Raw genomic sequence first — 16,299 nt, 5'->3', positions numbered from 1 at the left:
CCCCTAGTCCGGCGCAGCCTTGTCCGAGTGGCCCAGGGACTTCCCCGGGGCCACTCGGTCGCGTACGGCCTGCTTCACGGCCGTCGGCTCCGGGAACCCCTGTTCGCGCCGGTCCCAGACCACCTCGTCACCGACGCGCACGACGAAGATCCCGCCCTTGCCCGGCTTCAGCGCCAGCTCCGTCAGCTCGGTCTCGAAGGTGGTCAGCAGCTCCTGCGCCAGCCAGGCCGCCCGCGGCAGCCAGCGGCACTGGGTGCAGTACTCGATCTCGACGCGTCGGCTGTCAGTCATCCGAGGTGCACCGACCAATCCTGTTGGGCCGCGGGTTTGCCGTGCAGGTCGGGTACCCGCTGAAGCCAGGCCGGGCGTCCCCGCCGGGTCCTGGCCGCGCGGGCGGCCTCCTCGGCCGCGAGCTGGTCGCGGCCCGGGAAGTCGGTGGGAAGCCACTCGGCGGAGGCCCGCACCCGGGCGAGCAGGTAGCCGACGTAGGTCTCGCGCATCTCGTCGGGTGTGCCGAAGCCGGTGAGCCAGGCGTCCGGGACCTCGGCGAGGACGTCCCGGAGCAGCTTCTCGGTCACCCTGGGCGCGAGTACGGCGTCGGCGGCCCTGGTGTCGGGGCCGTACCGGCCCAGGGCGTGATGGCGGAAGTCGTACGCCTTCCCCGGGGCCGAGGTGTCCCAGCGGTGGTGGAAGACGAGGGCGGCGCCGTGGTCGATGAGCCACAGGCGCGGGGGTGCGATGCCGAGGGTCGGCCAGACCATGAGGTTGGAGCTGTGCACCGTACGGTCGACGTTGACGGTGAGCGCGTCCAGCCAGACGATCCGGCCCGCCTCCAGCGGGTCCACCGGGAAGACCTCGGCGATCTCGGGGGTGAGGTCCTCCGCACCGGGCAGGAAGTCCATCCCGAGGTTCACCCCGCCGCTGGCCGCGTGCAGGTCGCGGACCTCCTGGTGCGGCTCGTCCCCGGCGATCGCGGGGTCGAAGTGGACCAGGACCAGCTCGGGGAACCGCAGCCCGAGCGCCCGCGCCAGTTCCCCCACGATCACCTCGGCGACGAGCGCCTTGCGCCCCTGCGCGGACCCGGTGAACTTCACCACGTAGGTGCCGAGATCGTCGGCCTCGACGATGCCGGGCACGGATCCGCCGGAGTGCAGGGGGGCGACGTAGCGGGTGGCGGTGACCTCCCTCAGCATGCTCGCCCCTCGTTCTCCGGCCTCGGACCTGAAGTGACCAGCGTAACCGGGCGTGGCGGGGCGCGGTTCCCCCCGGTGTCAGGCCAGAGGGTTCGGCAACGGCAGGTAGCGGGCGTCGGCCCCGTCCGCGCCGGTCCAGCGCAGCAGGAGGTTGGTCTTGCCGGGCAGGGTCGGGGAGGCCAGCAGGTCGGTCACCTCCGGGAGCGGATGCCGGGCCAGCTCCCGGCGTGCGGCCGGCCACGGGTCGAACCCGGGGTGCCGTTCGGCGAGCGCGGCGGCGACCTCGGTCAGGTGGTTGACGACCAGGCAGTACACCAGCCGCTCCCACCCGGCGGCCCGGTCCACGTCGGCCAGCAGCTTGACCCCTTCGGCGTCCCGGTACAGCGCCTGCACCGGCAGGCCGGCGGCGTCGACGGCGACCAGGGTGTTCTGGAGGTGCGCTTCGAGAACGACGCCGTGCTCGGCGAAGGCGGTCAGGGCGGGGGGTACGACGGCCCGCAGATACGCCTCCCACCAGGCGCCGGGGTCCGCCGCCGCGGCCAGCGGGTCGCCGTCGAAGCCCTCCACCAGGCCTGCGGCGAGCAGCGGGGTGGCCCCCGGCAGCAGCTTGTCCCGCAGCCCGTCCCGGACCAGCACGGCGAGCTCCTCGAAGGCGAACCGGGCGGTGCGGTAGCCGCGGTCGCCGAGCCAGCCGGCGGGCCCGTCCATCGCCGTGAACGCGGCGGTCGCGGCGGCGTCCGTGCGGCGCAGTCTGCGCAGGTCGTGGGCCCAGAGGCGACGGATGTCGTTGGTGATCCGGACGTCCAGGCTGAACTTCAGGAAGAGGTCCCGCTCCGGCTCGTACACCGTGCGGATCGCGGCGGTCGGCCAGGTCGTGAAGGCGGTCTCGGCGAGGCGCAGCAGCCGTCCGTCCGCGAAGGCGGGGGCGAGGTCGCGGGCGACCAGGTCGAGCTGCCAGGGGTGGGCGGGCAGCAGCCGGTAGCCCTGCGGTACGGCGGCCGGCGCGGCCAGGGCGTCCAGCGCGGCCGTGTCGCCCTCCTCCACCATCTCGTCCTCGCGGACCGCGAGCAGCACCAGCGGGAACCGGGCGTGCGCCTCGGGGGCGTACGGCAGCCAGGCGGTGACCGGGCCGCCGCCGCGCGCCTTGGGGGCGGGGTGGTAGGGATGGCCGGTGATGAGGGACTGTTCCGAACGCAGATACGCGTCGTCGGGCGCCGTCGCCCGGGCGCGTGCCGTGAGCAGCGCGGCGACCGCGTCCCGGCTGTCGATCATCTCGGCCGGCAGGTCGCCGTTGGACAGCCCGGTGTGTCTGCGCAGTTCCTCGGCGACGAGTTTCACCAGTTCGGGGTGGCCGAGACGGTGCCAGGTGCCGTCCGCGTACACCTCGGGCGCGGTCGGCCGGCGTTCGCCGCGCACCCGCAGCAGCCGTCCGCCGCCGGGCAGCCGGTAGACCCGCGACGGCCCTTCCCCGGCGTCCGGGAGCGGTTGGGCCACCTCCCGCAGCAGGCAGTTGAGCAGGGGCGCGGCAGCGTAGGCGTCGGCGCGTTCGCCGACGTCGTCGCTGGGGGTCATGAGATCCACGCGTTCCATTCGTTCGCTACGTCCACACAGTTCGCTACGTCCACACAGTCCGTTCCTGATCAGTATGTCGCTCGTCACCGGTCATCATGACCGTCGTACCCGTCCCCGAGGAGCCCTCCCGTGCACCGTCCCTCCCCCATCGAGACCCGGCTCGCCGCGGAGCTGGCCGAGGCGCGGCCGGACCTCGTCGACCGGTACCGGGCCGAGCTGCCCGGCGCCCGGGCGGCGGTGCTGACCCGGCTGTGGCGGGCGCTGGCGCACGAGCCGCTGCCGTGGGTGGAGCGCCGGGTGCGCGGGGCGCACAGCCTCGCCCTGCGGCTGGCCGACGGGCGGGCGCTGCACGGGCCGCGGGCGGATCCGTACGCCACGGACGCGTACGTGACCGCGGTACGTCTGGACGGGGAGGCGTACGACGATCCGGCGCGGCTGATGACGGACCTGGGGTGGCCGCACTCCGCCGGGTTCGCGGCCGAACTGGCGAACAGCGCTGCGTCGTTGGCGCTCTCGCGGGCCGACCGGGAGGCTCCGTCGCAGGAGTGGCCGGACCGCGACTGGGAGTGGGAGCAGCGGGTCGTCGACGGGCATCCCTTCCACCCCAACTGCCGTTCCCGGTCCGGTTTCTCGGCGGTGGAGCAGCTCGCGTACGGGCCGGAGCACCGGGCGGTCGTCCGGCTGGAGACGGTTCCGGTCGCGGCCGGGGACTGCCTGCTGACCGGCGACTGGCCGGACGAACTCCGGGACGGGGAGCGGCTGTTGATTCCCGTGCACCCCTGGCAGCGGGTCCATGTCCTCAAGTCCGGCTCCGCCGTACCCTGGCGGGACGCGCACCCGCTGATGTCCCTGCGCACGCTCGCGCTCCCCGGCGGACCGCACGTGAAGACGGCGCTCAGTGCCCGGCTGACCTCGTCCGTGCGGGACATCTCGGCGTACTCGATCGGCGCGGCGATGACGCTGTCGGCGTTCGCCACGGACCTGGCGTCCCGCACCGACGGGCTCCTGCACATCACCCGCACGCTGGGCGCGGTGACCGCCGACTCCCCCGATCTCGCGGCGCTCCTGCGCGAGTCGCCCGAGGTGTACGCGGCGGCCGGCGAGCGGGTCCTCCCGGTGGCCGCCCTGCCCGGCACCGGCCTGCCCGAATCGCCGTCCTGGCTGGCGGAGTTCACCCGGCTCGCGCTGACGGTGGGGCTGCGGCTGCTGGACCTGGGCGTGGCCCTGGAGGCGCACGGCCAGAACCTCCTGGTCGTGCTCTCCGGGACCGGCGCCCCACTCCGCCTGGTCTACCGCGACCTGGCCGACATCCGGCTCAGCCCGGCCCGCCTCCGCGGCCACGGCATCACCCCGCCCGGCCTGACGGGCCGCCTGGTCACGGACGACGAGGCGACCCTGCGCCGCAAGCTCTTCGGCTCCCTGGTCGGGGGCGCCCTCGCGGGCACCGCGGGTTCGGGACCGGCCCTGGCGGCGGCCCTGGCGGCGGCCGTACCGCACCTGCCCGCCACTCCTGACCTGGCAGCACTCCTCGAAGGTCCGCTGCCGGCCAAGGCGTTGACCCTGATGCGGCTCTCCCCGGAGGTGCCCGGCGACCAGTGGACGGCCCTGCCGAACCCGCTCGCCGTCCCGCGTTGACGTGGGGGTCACTCCGGTTTCGGGCTCCGGACCTCGTTTTGGAGCCCGGCGCCTTTGATCAATAGGATCCGCCGATGATCAGAACACATCGGCCGGCGGCAGGAGTCTGTGCTCTGCTCGCCGCCCTGGCGGCCGGGATCGCGTTCCCCGGCCATGCGGTCGCCGACGAGACCGAACAGGCCGCTCCCAAGGTGGAGCTCGTGCTGGACGTCAGCGGTTCCATGCGGACGGCGGACATCGACGGCGGGACGCGCATGGCCGCGGCCAAGCAGGCGTTCAACGAGGTGCTGGACGCGACGCCCGAGGGGGTCCAGCTCGGCATCCGCACGCTGGGCGCCAACTACCGCGGCAACGACCGCAAGGAGGGCTGCAAGGACACCGCGCAGCTCTACCCGGTCGGCACGCTGGACCGCACCGAGGCGAAGACCGCCGTCGCCACGCTCTCGCCGACCGGCTGGACCCCGATCGGCCCCGCGCTGCTCAAGGCGGCCGACGACCTCCAGGGCGGTGACGGGACCCGCCGTATCGTCCTGATCAGCGACGGCGAGGACACCTGCCCGCCGCTGGACCCGTGCGAGGTGGCCCGCGAGATCGCCGCCAAGGGCGTCGGGCTGACCATCGACACCCTCGGCCTGGTGCCGGACGCCAAGACCCGCGACCAGCTCAGCTGCATCGCGGACGCGACCGGCGGCACGTACACCTCCGTCCAGCACAAGGAGGAACTGACCGACCGCGTCGGCCAGTTGGTGGAGCGGGCGGCGGACCCCGTGGTCACGCCGGTGGCGACCGAGGGGACGGACCAGTGCTCGTCCGCGCCCACTCTGAAGTCGGGGCTGTACACCGACCGTGAGGAGTTCGGGCAGCAGCGCTGGTACAAGGTCGACGTCGACCCGGGCCAGGAGCTGCGCGCCTCGGTGAGCGTCGCGGCCGACCGGGCCGTCAACGCCGACTACGGGGTGCTGCTGCGCGCGGTGACCGTGCACGGGCGGGAAATAGTGCGCGGCGAGGCGTCGGGCCTCGGGCGTACGGACGTCATCTCGACCGGACTGCGGTACCCGAAGGCGGAGAGCGACGACGAGGACACCACCCCGGAGACCGTCTGCCTCCAGGTGACCAACTCCTTCTCGGCCGCGTCCGGGGTGAAGACCAGCCCCGGTCTGCCGGTCGAGCTGACGGTCGACGTGGTGGACGGGCCGTCGAAGGCGAGCGACGTCGCCTCCTTCGGTCTCGGCCGCGGCTGGTGGCTGCTCGGCGCGCTGGTGCTGACCGGCTTCCTCGCGGGTCTGGTGTGGGGCTGGGTGTCGCGCTGGCGGGTCGCGGTCTGGAGGACCAACTGATGTCGATCACACGAGTGTTGAGCACCGCCCTGCTGGCGGTGGGCCTGGCGGCGGCCCCGGCGGTCGCCGACGACGCCTCCCCCTCGCCGAGCGCCTCGGCGGACGGCGGCGCGCCCACCCAGGCGGGCACGTCCTTCCGTACGGCGGCCGAGATCGACCAGGGGCAGCAGGCGACGGCCAGCGGCTCCACCGGCGACTACCTGTACTGGTCCTTCCCGGCCGACGCCGGCCAGCGCCCCGACGTCAAGGCGACGGTGAAGCTGCCCGACGCGCACGCCGGACAGACCTGGCAGCTCGACGTGTACGACGGTCTGCGGCGCCGGCAGGCCTGCCAGTACGGCGCGCAGACCCGCACGGCCGCCCAGGGCGCCACGTCGGTGGAGCTGGCCTGTGTCATGCGGACCGTGCGTGCCTGGTCGGAGCCGTGGGCCGACGACCCGCTGCCCGGCACGTACTACATCCGGCTGACCGTGGTCGACCTGACCTCGGCCGACCTCGGCCAGCCGGTGAGCGCCGAGGTGAAGGTGGACTCCAAGGACATCGGCGGCTCGGCGGCGGTGGACGGCTCGCTGGCCGAGCCGCTGGTGCCGGGGATAGCGGTCAAGTCCGCGTCGGACGACAGCAGTTCCTCGTCCGACAGTTCCTCGTCCGCCGACAGTTCCTCGTCCACGAAGTCGGCGGTGCTGTCCAGCATCGAGCCCGACGGCGGCTGGTCCTCCGGCTGGTGGAGCGACCGCTGGGTGTGGACCGGGATCGGCGGCGTGCTGGCCGCGCTGGCGGGGATCGGCGGGTACGCGCTGACCCGGGGGTCCGGACGCCCGTCGCGGGTGCCGCCGGGCGCGTGACCCTGTAGAGAACCCGGCGACTGGGCCCCGTTCGCGGCGGCCCAGTCGTCGTTTCAGGCCTCGCGCAGCTCCTTGGCCAGCGCCCCGTCCCCGGTCACCGTGACCCGCCCGTCCCGCACCGCGTCCGCCAGTTCCAACTCGCCCCGGGCCAGGGCGGTACCCGTACCGGCGTCGAGCACGAGCCGGGCGTCGGGCTCGGCGGGTGCCGGCCCGTCGCCGTACACCGGGCCGTCCTCCGCCCCGACGTACAGGTGGAAGTCCCCCTCTCCCAGCCGGACTTCGACGAGCCCCTCGCCCGTCAGCGCCCGCAGCAGCGGCAGCGCGAGCCAGTGGGCGCGTACCGCGTCGGTGGGCCGGCGCTCACCCAGTTCGGGCTCCCCCCACTTGCCCAGCGCCTGGAGCACCGGGAGCAACTCCCGCCCCCGTGCAGAGAGTTCGTAGACGTACGCCGCACCCGGCGGAGGCAGCCGCCGCCTGGTCGCGAGACCGTCGCGCTCCATGTCCTTCAGCCGGGAGGCGAGGACGTCCGTGCTGACCCCCGGCAGATCCGCGTGCAGATCCGTGTAGCGCCGGGGACCGCCCAGCAGCTCCCGGACGATCAGCAGGGTCCAGCGGTCGCCGACCGCGTCGAGGGCGCGGGCCGCGGAACAGTACTGGTCGTAGCTTCGGCGAGGTGACATGCGACGCAGTCTAGACAAGATGTTGGACTTTCCAAGCTCCTACTTGGTAAAACCAAGCAACACGAGTTTCCGGAGGGGCGCATGGAGTTCCGGCAGTCCAACAAGCTCAGCGAGGTCTGTTACGAGATCCGCGGACCGGTGATCGAGCACGCCAACGCGCTGGAGGAGGCGGGCCACAGCGTGCTGCGCCTGAACACCGGCAACCCCGCGGTGTTCGGCTTCGAGGCGCCGGAGGAGATCCTCCAGGACATGATCCGGATGCTCCCGCAGGCACACGGCTACACGGACTCCCGCGGCATCCTCTCCGCCCGCCGGGCCGTGGCGGGGCGCTACCAGACGCTGGGCCTGGAGGTGGGCGTCGACGACGTCTTCCTCGGCAACGGCGTCTCGGAACTGGTGTCGATGGCCGTCCAGGCCCTCGTCGAGGACGGCGACGAGATCCTCATCCCCGCCCCGGACTTCCCGCTCTGGACCGCCGTGACCACCCTCGCCGGCGGCAAGGCGGTGCACTACCTCTGCGACGAACAGGCGGACTGGTACCCGGACCTGGCCGACATGGAGTCGAAGATCACGGACCGCACCAAGGCCGTCGTCATCATCAACCCGAACAACCCGACCGGCGCCGTCTACCCGAAGGCGATCCTGGAGGGCATCCTCGACCTGGCCCGCCGGCACGGCCTGATGGTCTTCGCGGACGAGATCTACGACCAGATCCTGTACGACGACGCCGTCCACCACTCCACCGCGGCGCTCGCCCCCGACCTGGTGGTCCTCACTTTCTGCGGCCTCTCCAAGACGTACCGGGTGGCCGGCTTCCGCTCGGGCTGGCTGGTGGTCACCGGCCCGAAGCAGCACGCCAAGGACTACCTGGAGGGCCTCACCATGCTGGCCTCCATGCGGCTGTGCGCCAACGCCCCGGCCCAGTACGCCATCCAGGCCGCGCTCGGTGGCCGCCAGTCCATCCGCGAGCTCACCACCCCCGGCGGCAGGCTGTACGAGCAGCGCAACGTGGCCTGGGAGAAGCTCAACGAGATCCCCGGCGTCTCGTGCGTCAAGCCGAAGGGCGCCCTCTACGCCTTCGCCCGCATCGACCCCAAGGTGCACCCGATCCACGACGACGAGAGGTTCGTCCTGGACCTCCTCCTCCAGGAGAAGATCCAGGTCGTCCAGGGCACCGGCTTCAACTGGCCCGCCACCGACCACTTCCGCATCCTCACCCTCCCGCACACGGAGACCCTGGAGACGGCGATCGGCCGGATCGGACGGTTCCTGAGCGGCTATCGGCAGTAACCGGGCGGTGGTCGCGACAGGCGCGGTAGCCATCGGGGGCCGTCCGGGTATGCCATCCCCATGACCCAGCGGCCTCTGCTCCTCCTCGACGTCGACGGCCCCCTGAATCCCTTCCGGGCCCGGTTCCTGCGGCACCGCGGGTATGTGACCCGCAGGCTGCGCCCCGCCGAGTGGTCCGCACGGCAGCGGCCCGGCTCCCGCGCGCTGCGCCGGGGGCTGCGGGTGCGGCTGCATCCGGGGCACGGGGCGCGGCTGCTCGCGCTGCCGTACGAGCTGGCCTGGGCCACCACCTGGACGCACCAGGCCAACGAGATGATCGGGCCGGTCGTCGGGCTGCCCGAGCTGCCCGTCATCGAGTGGCCGGAGCTGTTCGCGAAGGATCCGGACGGCCTGTACTGGAAGACCCGGACCGTGGTGGCGTGGGCGGCCGGGCGGCCGTTCGTGTGGGTCGACGACATGGTCACCGAACTCGACGTCCGCCACGTCGCCGAGCACCACGACGGGCCCGCACTGCTCCTTCCGGTGGACCCGCGGCACGGCCTGCGGGCGCGTGACTTCGCGGAACTGGAGCGCTGGGCTCTTAGCCTCTGACGTATGGCTGATGTCTTTCTCGTCCGGCACGGTGAGACCGAGTGGTCGCGGTCCGGACGGCATACCGGGTGGACGGACGTGCCGCTCACCGAGCACGGCAGGGACGAGGCGCACCGGCTGCGGCCGTTGATCCGCTCGCTCCGTATCGGTGCCGCCTTCGTCAGCCCGCTCCAGCGGGCCCGTGACACCGCCGAGCTGATCGGGGTGCCCGACGCCCGGGTCGACGACGACCTGCGGGAGTGGGACTACGGCGGCTACGAGGGCGTGACGACCGTGGAGATCCAGCGCACCCGGCCCGGCTGGTTCCTGTTCACGGACGGGGTGGCGCCCGGCCCGCCGGAGCATCCCGGGGAGAGTCCCGAGCAGGTCGGGGAGCGGGCCGACCGGATGCTGGCCAAGGTGGAGGCGGCCCTCGCCGACACCGAGGGGGCCGGGCTGCTGGTCGCCCACGGGCACTTCCTGCGCGTCCTGACCGCCCGCCGCCTCGGCCTGCCACCGTCCGGCGGGGCCCTCTTCCAGCTGGCCACCGGGACGCTGTGCCGGCTGGGTACGGAGCACGGGCGACCGGTGATCGCGGGGTGGAACATCCGGCCGGGCGGGTAGCCGGGCCGCGTTGTCAGTGGCCGGTCGTAACCTTCGGAGCAGGGATCGGTTCCGCGTTCGACGCCGGGGAGGTGTGCACCGTGACCCGACCGCCCACCGCCGCCCAGCGACGGGTCATCGACGCCGCCGACCCGGTCACCGGACGGCTGCGCGGGACCGAGGCGCAGCTGACGGCCCTGGTCGGGCGCGGGCTCGCCTTCCGGCACCCGCGCCCACCGCACGACCACTTCCTGACGCCGGCCGGGCATCGGATACGGGAGGCTCCGGAGCCGCTGAAGGCCACGGAACCCCGGGCCACGGGGGAGGCCGAGCCGGCCGGGGGGTTCGCCGCGCGGGTCGGCGGGGAGGAGTCGGCCGCGGGCGGGCCCGCCCGCGCCCGTGAGGTGCACAGCGCCTGGCAGGGGCTGCTCGAACTGCGCCGGATGACCAATCCCGACGGCGCCACCGACCGGCCGTGCGGCTGGGAGCGCACGCATCTGGTGCGGGCCGCCGCGCTCGCCCTGGAGGCGGCCGGTCAGCCGCCCGAGGGGCCGGACGCCCCCGGGTACCGGGTGCGGGCGACCCCGCAGCCGGAGGCGGTCGCCGTGTACGCGCCGGAGGGCGAGCGGTTGCGGGCGTGCACGGACGCCCTGGAGCGGGCGGGCTGGCAGACGGGTGAGTACACGGAGCCGCGCACCAGGACGCGCTATCTGCTGGCATCGCCGCGCCGGGTGTGACGGGCGTGTCAGGATGCCGCCGAAGGATCAGTGCGTCGTACACGTGACGCCGTACGCGAGACGCCGTACGCAAGACGCCGTCGACAAGGCGCCGTACGCGAGAAGGGGAAGTCGTGAGCGAACCGTATTCCGTCCGGGTGACCGTCCGTGGCTACGAGACCGATGTGCAGGGTCATCTGAACCAGGCGGTGTACATCAACTATGCCGAGCACGCCCGCTGGTCGCTGCTCCGGGCGGCCGGGGTCACGCAGGCCGAGCTGATCGGGCGGGGCGTGGGCCCGGTGGGCCTGGAGACGACCATCCGTTACAAACGGGAGCTGCTCGCCGGTGACGAGGTCGATGTGACCTGCGCGTTCGAGTGGGGCGGCGGCAAGACGTTCCGGATACTCCAGAAGATCACCAAGGCGGACGGCACGCTGGCCGCCGAGGTCGACGCGGTCGGCGGGCTGCTGGACCTGAAGGCCCGGAAGCTGGTCGCCGACCCGCGGGCGGTCTTCAAGGAACTCGCCGCGGTCCCGGAGCTGTTCGGGTTCTGACCCGGTCCGCGCGCCGCCCGCGCGGCCGTCTACGCGTCGAGCAGTTCCGGCTGGTGCTCGGCGTCGTAGACCGCCCGGGCCTGCGCGACGTAGTGGCGGTTCTGCTCGGCCCAGTCGGTCAGCCGCTGCAGGGTCTCGTGCAACTCCAGAGCCACCGGGGTGAGTTGGTACTCCACGCGCGGGGGCACCGTCGGATACACGGTGCGGGTCACCAGGCCGTCGCGCTCCAGGTTGCGCAGGGTGAGGGTCAGCATCCGGCGGCTGATGCCCTCGATGCCGCGCTCCAGTTCCGTGAACCGGATGGGCCCGTGCGAGGCCGCCACCAGGATCTGCACGCTCCATTTCCCGGCCACCCTGTCAAGAACCTCGCGGACCGGGCAGGCGTGCGCGTTCACGACCTGGCTGGTAACACCGGTGTTCCTCTGGGACATCGAACTGCCTCCTTACGCCGTCCTCTCATGGTCACTCACCATGAACCCCGTTACAAGTCGTGCACCTTGCGCACGACCGGTTCCTGTTGATGTCCCTGGCGAGCTACGGCGATTGCGGAGGCCAGAAGGCCATGTCGACCACGACCGGCACACCGGCCGCACCGGTGACTCTCTCCCGAACATACCCGCGTCGGGCGTCCCTCGCCGTCCTGTGCGCGGGCGCGCTGATGACGATCCTGGACGGCACGATCGTCACCGTGGCGATGCCGGCCGTCCAACGCGACCTGGGCTTCAGCGGTCCGGGGCTGGCCTGGGTGGTGAACGCCTATCTGATCCCGTTCGGCGGACTGCTTCTGCTGTTCGGCCGTCTGGGTGATCTGGTGGGCCGGAAGCGGATGTTCACGGCCGGGCTCGCCGTGTTCACCGCGGCCTCCGTGGCGTGCGGTCTTGCGACCACCCAGGGTGCGCTGATCGCGGCGCGGGCGGTGCAGGGCGCGGGCGGCGCGATGACCTCGGCCGTCGTGCTCGGCATGCTGGTCTCGCTCTTCCCCGAGCCGCGCGAACAGGCCCGTGCCATCGCGGTGTTCAGCGCGGTGGGATCGGTGGGCGCCACCCTGGGCACCTTCCTCGGCGGGGCGCTGACCCAGGCGCTGAGCTGGCACTGGATCTTCCTGATCAACCTGCCGATCGGGGTCGTGGCCTGGCTGGCCGCGGTACGGATCCTGGCCCGCGAGCCCGGCGCCGGGCTCCGCAAGGGCGCCGACGGTCCTGGCGCGGCCCTGGTCACCGGCGCGCTGATGCTCACCGTCTACGTCATCGTCGGCTCCGGCGACCGGGGTCCGGCCGCCACCCTGCTCCTGGCCGCGCTCGCCCTCCTGCTCCTGGTGGCGTTCACCGTCCGCCAGGCCCGGGCCGAACACCCGCTGCTGCGGCTGCGGATGCTGCGCTCCCGGACGCTGAGCGGCGCGAACGGCGTGCAGGTCCTGATGGTCGCGACGATGTACGGCTTCCAGTTCATCGGCGCGCTCTACCTGCAACGCGTGCTCGGCTACGGCGAGTTGCACACCGGGCTCGCCTTCCTGCCGGCGCCGCTGGCGATCGGCGTCCTGATGCTGGGGCTGTCGGCGCGGATGACCGGCCGCTTCGGCGCGTACCGTGTGCTCCTCGCCGGGCTGGTCCTCATCACCGTCGGGATGGCGCTGCTGAGCCGGGCGCCCGCCGACGGGTCGTACGCGGCCGACGTGCTGCCCCCGATGCTGCTCATGGCGGCCGGTTTCGCCGCGGCGATGCCCCCGCTCACCGGCCTCGCCATGGCGGGTGCCCGCGCGGAGGACGCGGGGCTGGCCTCCGGGCTCTTCAACACCACGCAGGTGGTGGGCGGTTCACTGGGCCTCGCCGCCCTGTCCACCCTCGCGGCGAGCCGTACCGACGGCCTGCTGCTCGCGGGCGCGGGGCCGGTGCCGGCCACGGCGGCCGGCTACCAGCTGGCCTTCCGGGTGGCCACAGTGGTCGCGGCGGCGGCCCTGGGCCTGGCGGCGGCCACGCTGCGACCGCGGCGCGCCTGAACCGGGCAGGTCGGCGGGCCTGAGCCGGGCAGGTCGGCGGGCCTGAGCCGGGCAGGTCGGCGCGCCCGAAGCGCCCGGCGCCGCGACACTCCGGCGCCGGGCGGAACCGGCTCTCAGGCCGCCCCGAACGCGTCCCTGTGGTCCTCCGCCCACTCCCGGTAGGTCCGGGCCGGGCGGCCGAGCACCTCCCGGGCGTCCTCGGTGAGCACCGCGTTGCCTCCGGCGCGGACGAACGCGAGGCCGGTCAGGACGCCGTCCACCTGGGCCCCCTCCATCCCCCAGGCCGTGCGGAGGAAGTCACGGGTCTCGTCCGGGGACAGGTCGCGGGTCGGGACCGGTCGGCCCAGGACCTCGGCGAGCACGGCGGCCTGGCCGGGGACGGTGATCGCCTCGGGGCCGGTCAGGGTGTACGTCCGCTCCGCGTGCCCGGCGTCGAGCAGGGCCCGTACCGCCACCTCGGCGATGTCTCGGGGGTCGATCACGCCCGAGGCGCCGTCCCCGGTCATGTTGGGGACCGGTTCGCCCGTGCGCAGGGCTTGCAGCCAGGTCAGCGTGTTGGAGGCGAACGACGAGGGCCGCAGCACCGTCCAGGCGAGCCCGCTGTCCCGCACCGCCCGCTCCCCGGCCATGTGCCAGGAGCCGGAGGGACCCGAACCCGGATCGCCGGTCGCGATGGCGGACAGCTTCACCAGCCGCTCCGCGCCGGCGGACCGGGCCGCGGCGACCAGGGCCGCGTCCTGACCCTCGTCGGGACCGGCCGCCCTGAGCAGGAACACGGCCGTCACACCGGCCAGCGCGGCCTCCAGGGACGCCGGTTCGGCGTAGTCCCCGCGCACCACCTCCACCCCGGTGGGCACGGCCGCCTTCGCCGGGTCGCGGGTGAGCGCGCGCACCTTGGCGCCGCGCCCGGCCAGTTGTCGTACGACGTCACGTCCGATGGTGCCCGTGGCACCCGTCACCAGAATCATGCGGTCCACGGTGGGCCCGCCGGGGTGCCCTTCTCTTGGAAATTCCGGCACGGCCGGCCCGCCCGGACGGCGGTGCGGGTCGCTTACGGTGGAAGGGTGCCGATGACCATCGCCGAGCCGCTCGCGACCGTGCCCGACACGCTGCGCCCCTGGGTCGCCGGGGTGCGGACCATGTCCTTCGCGGAGCCCCCCGAGGGGACGTTCGTCCAACTGCCGGACGCGCTGACGAAGGTGGTGCTGCGGGTGACGGCGGACGGGCAGCGTGACGTCCTCGCGGTCGGGCCGCGGGTGCGGGCCGCGTACCACGAGGGGAAGCCGCACCTTTCGTGCGTGGAGCTGGTGCTCGCTCCGGGCACCGCCCGGGCCCTGCTGGGCGTACCGGCCGCCGGGCTGGTCGGCCGGGTGGTGCCGCTGGACGCGCTGCCCGGCGGGGTGGCCCGCCGGTTCGCCCGTGAGGTGCGGTGGCTGGACCCGCCGACGGCGCTGCCGCGGATCGCCGAGGTGCTGCCCGGCCTGCTGTCCGAGCAGACGGACGCGGACCGGACGGCGTTGCTGCGGGCGGGTGTGGAGGCGCTGTCCGTGCGGCTGGACCGGGCGCCCGCGCAGGTACGGGACGTGGCCCGGGAACTGGCCGTCAGCGAACGCCAGTTGCGGAACCTGTTCAGCGACGGGGTCGGGGTCTCCCCGAAGCACTACGCCCGTATCGACCGGGTCCGCACGGTCGCGGCTCGCGCGGGCAGCGTCGGCTGGTCCGAACTGGCGGCTGCCACCGGCTACTTCGACCAGTCGCACATGACGACCGACTTCCGCGCCCTGATGGGCGTACCGCCCCGCTCGTACTTCACCGGCCGCCTGCCCGCGATCACCCCCTGCCAGGCACTCCGGCTCCGCCGGCCCTGACTCCAATCGCCCGGGCAGCACGCTCACGGCGCGCAGCCGCGGCCCCTGCGTCACGTGATCGACTGCGGTGCCGCCAGCGGTACGGCGGCCTCCGTCGTCGTCGCCCTCGCTTCCGCGCGCCGTCGGCCCAGGTGGTTGAAGACCAGGTTCAGTACCACCGCGGTCACGCACCCGGTCGAGATCCCCGAGTCGAGGACGATCCGGGCGGTCTCCGGGAAGGCGTGGTAGAAGTCCGGCTCGGTGATCGGGATGATGCCGACCGCGAGGGAGACGGCGACGACCAGGACGTTCTCGCCCTTCTCCAGGCCGGCCCCGACCAGGTTCTGGATGCCGCTGGCCGCCACCGAGCCGAACAGGACCACGCCCGCGCCGCCCAGGACCGGACGGGGTACGACGGCGATCAGCGAGGCGGCCACCGGGCACAGGCCCATCAGCACCAGGAAGCCTCCGCCGGCCGCGACCACGAACCGGCTGCGGATCCGGGTCATCGCGACCAGGCCGATGTTCTGCGCGAACGCGCTGCACATGAAGCCGTTGAAGAGCGGGCTCAGCGCCGAGCCGAGGGTGTCGGCGCGCAGCCCCGCCGCGATCGTCCGCTCGTCGGCGGGCCGTTCGACGATCTCCCCCAGCGCCAGCATGTCCGCGGTCGACTCGGTCATCGAGACCACCATCACCACGCACATGGAGAGGATCGCGGCGAGCTGGAACTGCGGGGCGCCGAAGTGGAAGGGGGTCGGGAAGCCGATCAGGTCCGCGTCCGCGACCGGGCCGAAGTCGGTGACGCCGAACGGGATCGCGACGACCGTGCCGGCGACCAGGCCGAGCAGCACGGCGATCTGCTTGACGAAGCCGTGGGTGAAGCGGCGAAGGAGCAGGACGATGAGGAGAGTTGTGGCGGCCAGCCCCAGGTACCCGGCCGAGCCGTAGTCCTTCGCCGCGGGGTCGGGGCCCTGCGCCCAGCCGAAGGCGACCGGGAGCAGCGAGACGCCGATGAGCGTGATGACGGTGCCGGTGACGACGGGCGGGAAGAAGCGGATGGCCTTGCTGAAGAAGGGGGCGGCGAGGAAGCCGAGCAGGCCGGCGACGACGACCGCGCCGAAGATGACGGGCAGGGCGTCGGACTTGTCGTGGGTGGACGCGGCTATCGCGGTCATCGGGGCGACCCCGGCGAAGGTGACGCCGTTGACGAAGGGCAGCCGGGCGCCGATCTTCCAGACGCCGAGGGTCTGCAGGAAGGTGGCGAGGCCCGCGGTGAAGAGGCAGGCGGCGGTCAGGAAGGTCAGTTCGGTGCCGGTGAGGCCGATGGCCGCGCCGACGATCAGGGGCGGGGCGACCACTCCCGCGTACATGGCGGCCACGTGCTGCAGGCCCGTGGTGGCCATTTTCAGGGCGGGGAGTTTCTCGTCGACGGGGTGCACTGGTTGCGCGGACACTGCG

17 protein-coding genes are annotated in these 16,299 nt (G+C 73.2%); 10 read left to right on the top strand and 7 right to left on the bottom strand.

Going from position 1 to position 16,299, the window contains the following annotated elements; genetic code table 11:
* Nucleotides 1–3: 3 nt before the first annotated feature.
* From AB0D74_RS23045 to AB0D74_RS23035, 3 genes are all read right to left on the bottom strand, one after another.
* Nucleotides 4–291, bottom strand: a complete 288-nt coding sequence (locus tag AB0D74_RS23045; protein WP_362589961.1) for an Rdx family protein — start codon at nucleotides 289–291, stop codon at nucleotides 4–6.
* Nucleotides 288–1,193 (bottom strand): HipA family kinase, encoded by a 906-nt coding sequence (locus AB0D74_RS23040; RefSeq protein WP_362589959.1) that lies wholly within the window; start codon nucleotides 1,191–1,193, stop codon nucleotides 288–290. The genes AB0D74_RS23045 and AB0D74_RS23040 overlap by 4 nt, the downstream gene beginning before the upstream one ends.
* A gap of 78 nt (nucleotides 1,194–1,271) precedes the next feature.
* On the bottom strand, nucleotides 1,272–2,783 hold the full coding sequence (locus AB0D74_RS23035) for an IucA/IucC family protein (protein ID WP_362589957.1): 1,512 nt from the start codon (nucleotides 2,781–2,783) through the stop codon (nucleotides 1,272–1,274).
* A 111-nt stretch (nucleotides 2,784–2,894) separates the two neighbouring features.
* Here AB0D74_RS23035 and AB0D74_RS23030 point away from each other — a divergent pair, with 111 nt between their 5' ends.
* The 3 genes from AB0D74_RS23030 to AB0D74_RS23020 all read left to right on the top strand — a co-directional run bounded on the left by AB0D74_RS23030 (nucleotide 2,895) and on the right by AB0D74_RS23020 (nucleotide 6,582).
* Nucleotides 2,895–4,400, top strand: a complete 1,506-nt coding sequence (locus AB0D74_RS23030; protein ID WP_362589954.1) for an IucA/IucC family siderophore biosynthesis protein — start codon at nucleotides 2,895–2,897, stop codon at nucleotides 4,398–4,400.
* A 74-nt stretch (nucleotides 4,401–4,474) separates the two neighbouring features.
* A complete protein-coding gene (locus AB0D74_RS23025) occupies nucleotides 4,475–5,737 on the top strand; it encodes a VWA domain-containing protein (RefSeq protein WP_362589951.1) in 1,263 nt (420 codons plus the stop codon).
* Nucleotides 5,737–6,582, top strand: coding sequence for a hypothetical protein (locus tag AB0D74_RS23020; protein WP_362589948.1), 846 nt, complete (start codon nucleotides 5,737–5,739; stop codon nucleotides 6,580–6,582). The genes AB0D74_RS23025 and AB0D74_RS23020 overlap by 1 nt, the downstream gene beginning before the upstream one ends.
* A 53-nt stretch (nucleotides 6,583–6,635) precedes the next feature.
* Here AB0D74_RS23020 and AB0D74_RS23015 read toward each other — a convergent pair whose 3' ends face one another.
* On the bottom strand, nucleotides 6,636–7,262 hold the full coding sequence (locus AB0D74_RS23015; protein ID WP_362589945.1) for a winged helix-turn-helix transcriptional regulator: 627 nt from the start codon (nucleotides 7,260–7,262) through the stop codon (nucleotides 6,636–6,638).
* 81 nt (nucleotides 7,263–7,343) lie between these two features.
* Here AB0D74_RS23015 and AB0D74_RS23010 point away from each other — a divergent pair, with 81 nt between their 5' ends.
* From AB0D74_RS23010 to AB0D74_RS22990, 5 genes are all read left to right on the top strand, one after another.
* Entirely contained in the window at nucleotides 7,344–8,552 is a 1,209-nt protein-coding gene (locus AB0D74_RS23010; RefSeq protein ID WP_362589942.1) for a pyridoxal phosphate-dependent aminotransferase, read from the top strand.
* A 60-nt stretch (nucleotides 8,553–8,612) separates the two neighbouring features.
* Nucleotides 8,613–9,143, top strand: a complete 531-nt coding sequence (locus AB0D74_RS23005; RefSeq protein WP_362589939.1) for a hypothetical protein — start codon at nucleotides 8,613–8,615, stop codon at nucleotides 9,141–9,143.
* 3 nt (nucleotides 9,144–9,146) lie between these two features.
* Nucleotides 9,147–9,746 carry a histidine phosphatase family protein gene (locus tag AB0D74_RS23000; protein ID WP_362589936.1) on the top strand — a complete coding sequence of 200 codons (600 nt, stop codon included), beginning with the start codon at nucleotides 9,147–9,149 and terminating at the stop codon, nucleotides 9,744–9,746.
* Nucleotides 9,747–9,826: 80 nt separating this feature from the next.
* Nucleotides 9,827–10,462: a hypothetical protein gene (locus tag AB0D74_RS22995; RefSeq protein ID WP_362589933.1), complete on the top strand. Its 636-nt coding sequence runs from the start codon at nucleotides 9,827–9,829 to the stop codon at nucleotides 10,460–10,462.
* Nucleotides 10,463–10,575: 113 nt separating this feature from the next.
* A complete protein-coding gene (locus tag AB0D74_RS22990) occupies nucleotides 10,576–10,998 on the top strand; it encodes an acyl-CoA thioesterase (RefSeq protein WP_362589930.1) in 423 nt (140 codons plus the stop codon).
* 29 nt (nucleotides 10,999–11,027) lie between these two features.
* Here the strand turns inward: AB0D74_RS22990 and AB0D74_RS22985 are convergent, their stop codons facing one another.
* Complete coding sequence (locus AB0D74_RS22985; RefSeq protein WP_362589928.1) at nucleotides 11,028–11,429, bottom strand: helix-turn-helix domain-containing protein; 402 nt, start codon at nucleotides 11,427–11,429, stop codon at nucleotides 11,028–11,030.
* A gap of 131 nt (nucleotides 11,430–11,560) precedes the next feature.
* On the opposite strand from AB0D74_RS22985, the gene AB0D74_RS22980 reads away from it, so the two are divergent.
* Nucleotides 11,561–12,994: an MFS transporter gene (locus tag AB0D74_RS22980; protein WP_362589925.1), complete on the top strand. Its 1,434-nt coding sequence runs from the start codon at nucleotides 11,561–11,563 to the stop codon at nucleotides 12,992–12,994.
* Between the two features lie 113 nt (nucleotides 12,995–13,107).
* On the opposite strand, the gene AB0D74_RS22975 is transcribed toward AB0D74_RS22980, so the two are convergent.
* Nucleotides 13,108–13,971: an NAD(P)H-binding protein gene (locus AB0D74_RS22975; protein WP_362589922.1), complete on the bottom strand. Its 864-nt coding sequence runs from the start codon at nucleotides 13,969–13,971 to the stop codon at nucleotides 13,108–13,110.
* 93 nt (nucleotides 13,972–14,064) lie between these two features.
* Between AB0D74_RS22975 and AB0D74_RS22970 the strand changes: the two genes are divergently transcribed.
* Nucleotides 14,065–14,862 carry a helix-turn-helix transcriptional regulator gene (locus AB0D74_RS22970; RefSeq protein ID WP_362590552.1) on the top strand — a complete coding sequence of 266 codons (798 nt, stop codon included), beginning with the start codon at nucleotides 14,065–14,067 and terminating at the stop codon, nucleotides 14,860–14,862.
* Between the two features lie 50 nt (nucleotides 14,863–14,912).
* Here AB0D74_RS22970 and AB0D74_RS22965 read toward each other — a convergent pair whose 3' ends face one another.
* Complete coding sequence (locus AB0D74_RS22965; protein WP_362589919.1) at nucleotides 14,913–16,295, bottom strand: nucleobase:cation symporter-2 family protein; 1,383 nt, start codon at nucleotides 16,293–16,295, stop codon at nucleotides 14,913–14,915.
* Nucleotides 16,296–16,299 lie beyond the last annotated feature (4 nt).

It is taken from the genome of Streptomyces sp. NPDC048278 (genome assembly GCF_040652195.1).
Lineage (GTDB): Bacteria > Actinomycetota > Actinomycetes > Streptomycetales > Streptomycetaceae > Streptomyces.
The sequence above is the reverse complement of the archived record's forward strand: the minus strand, read 5'-3'. Positions and strand labels throughout refer to the sequence as shown.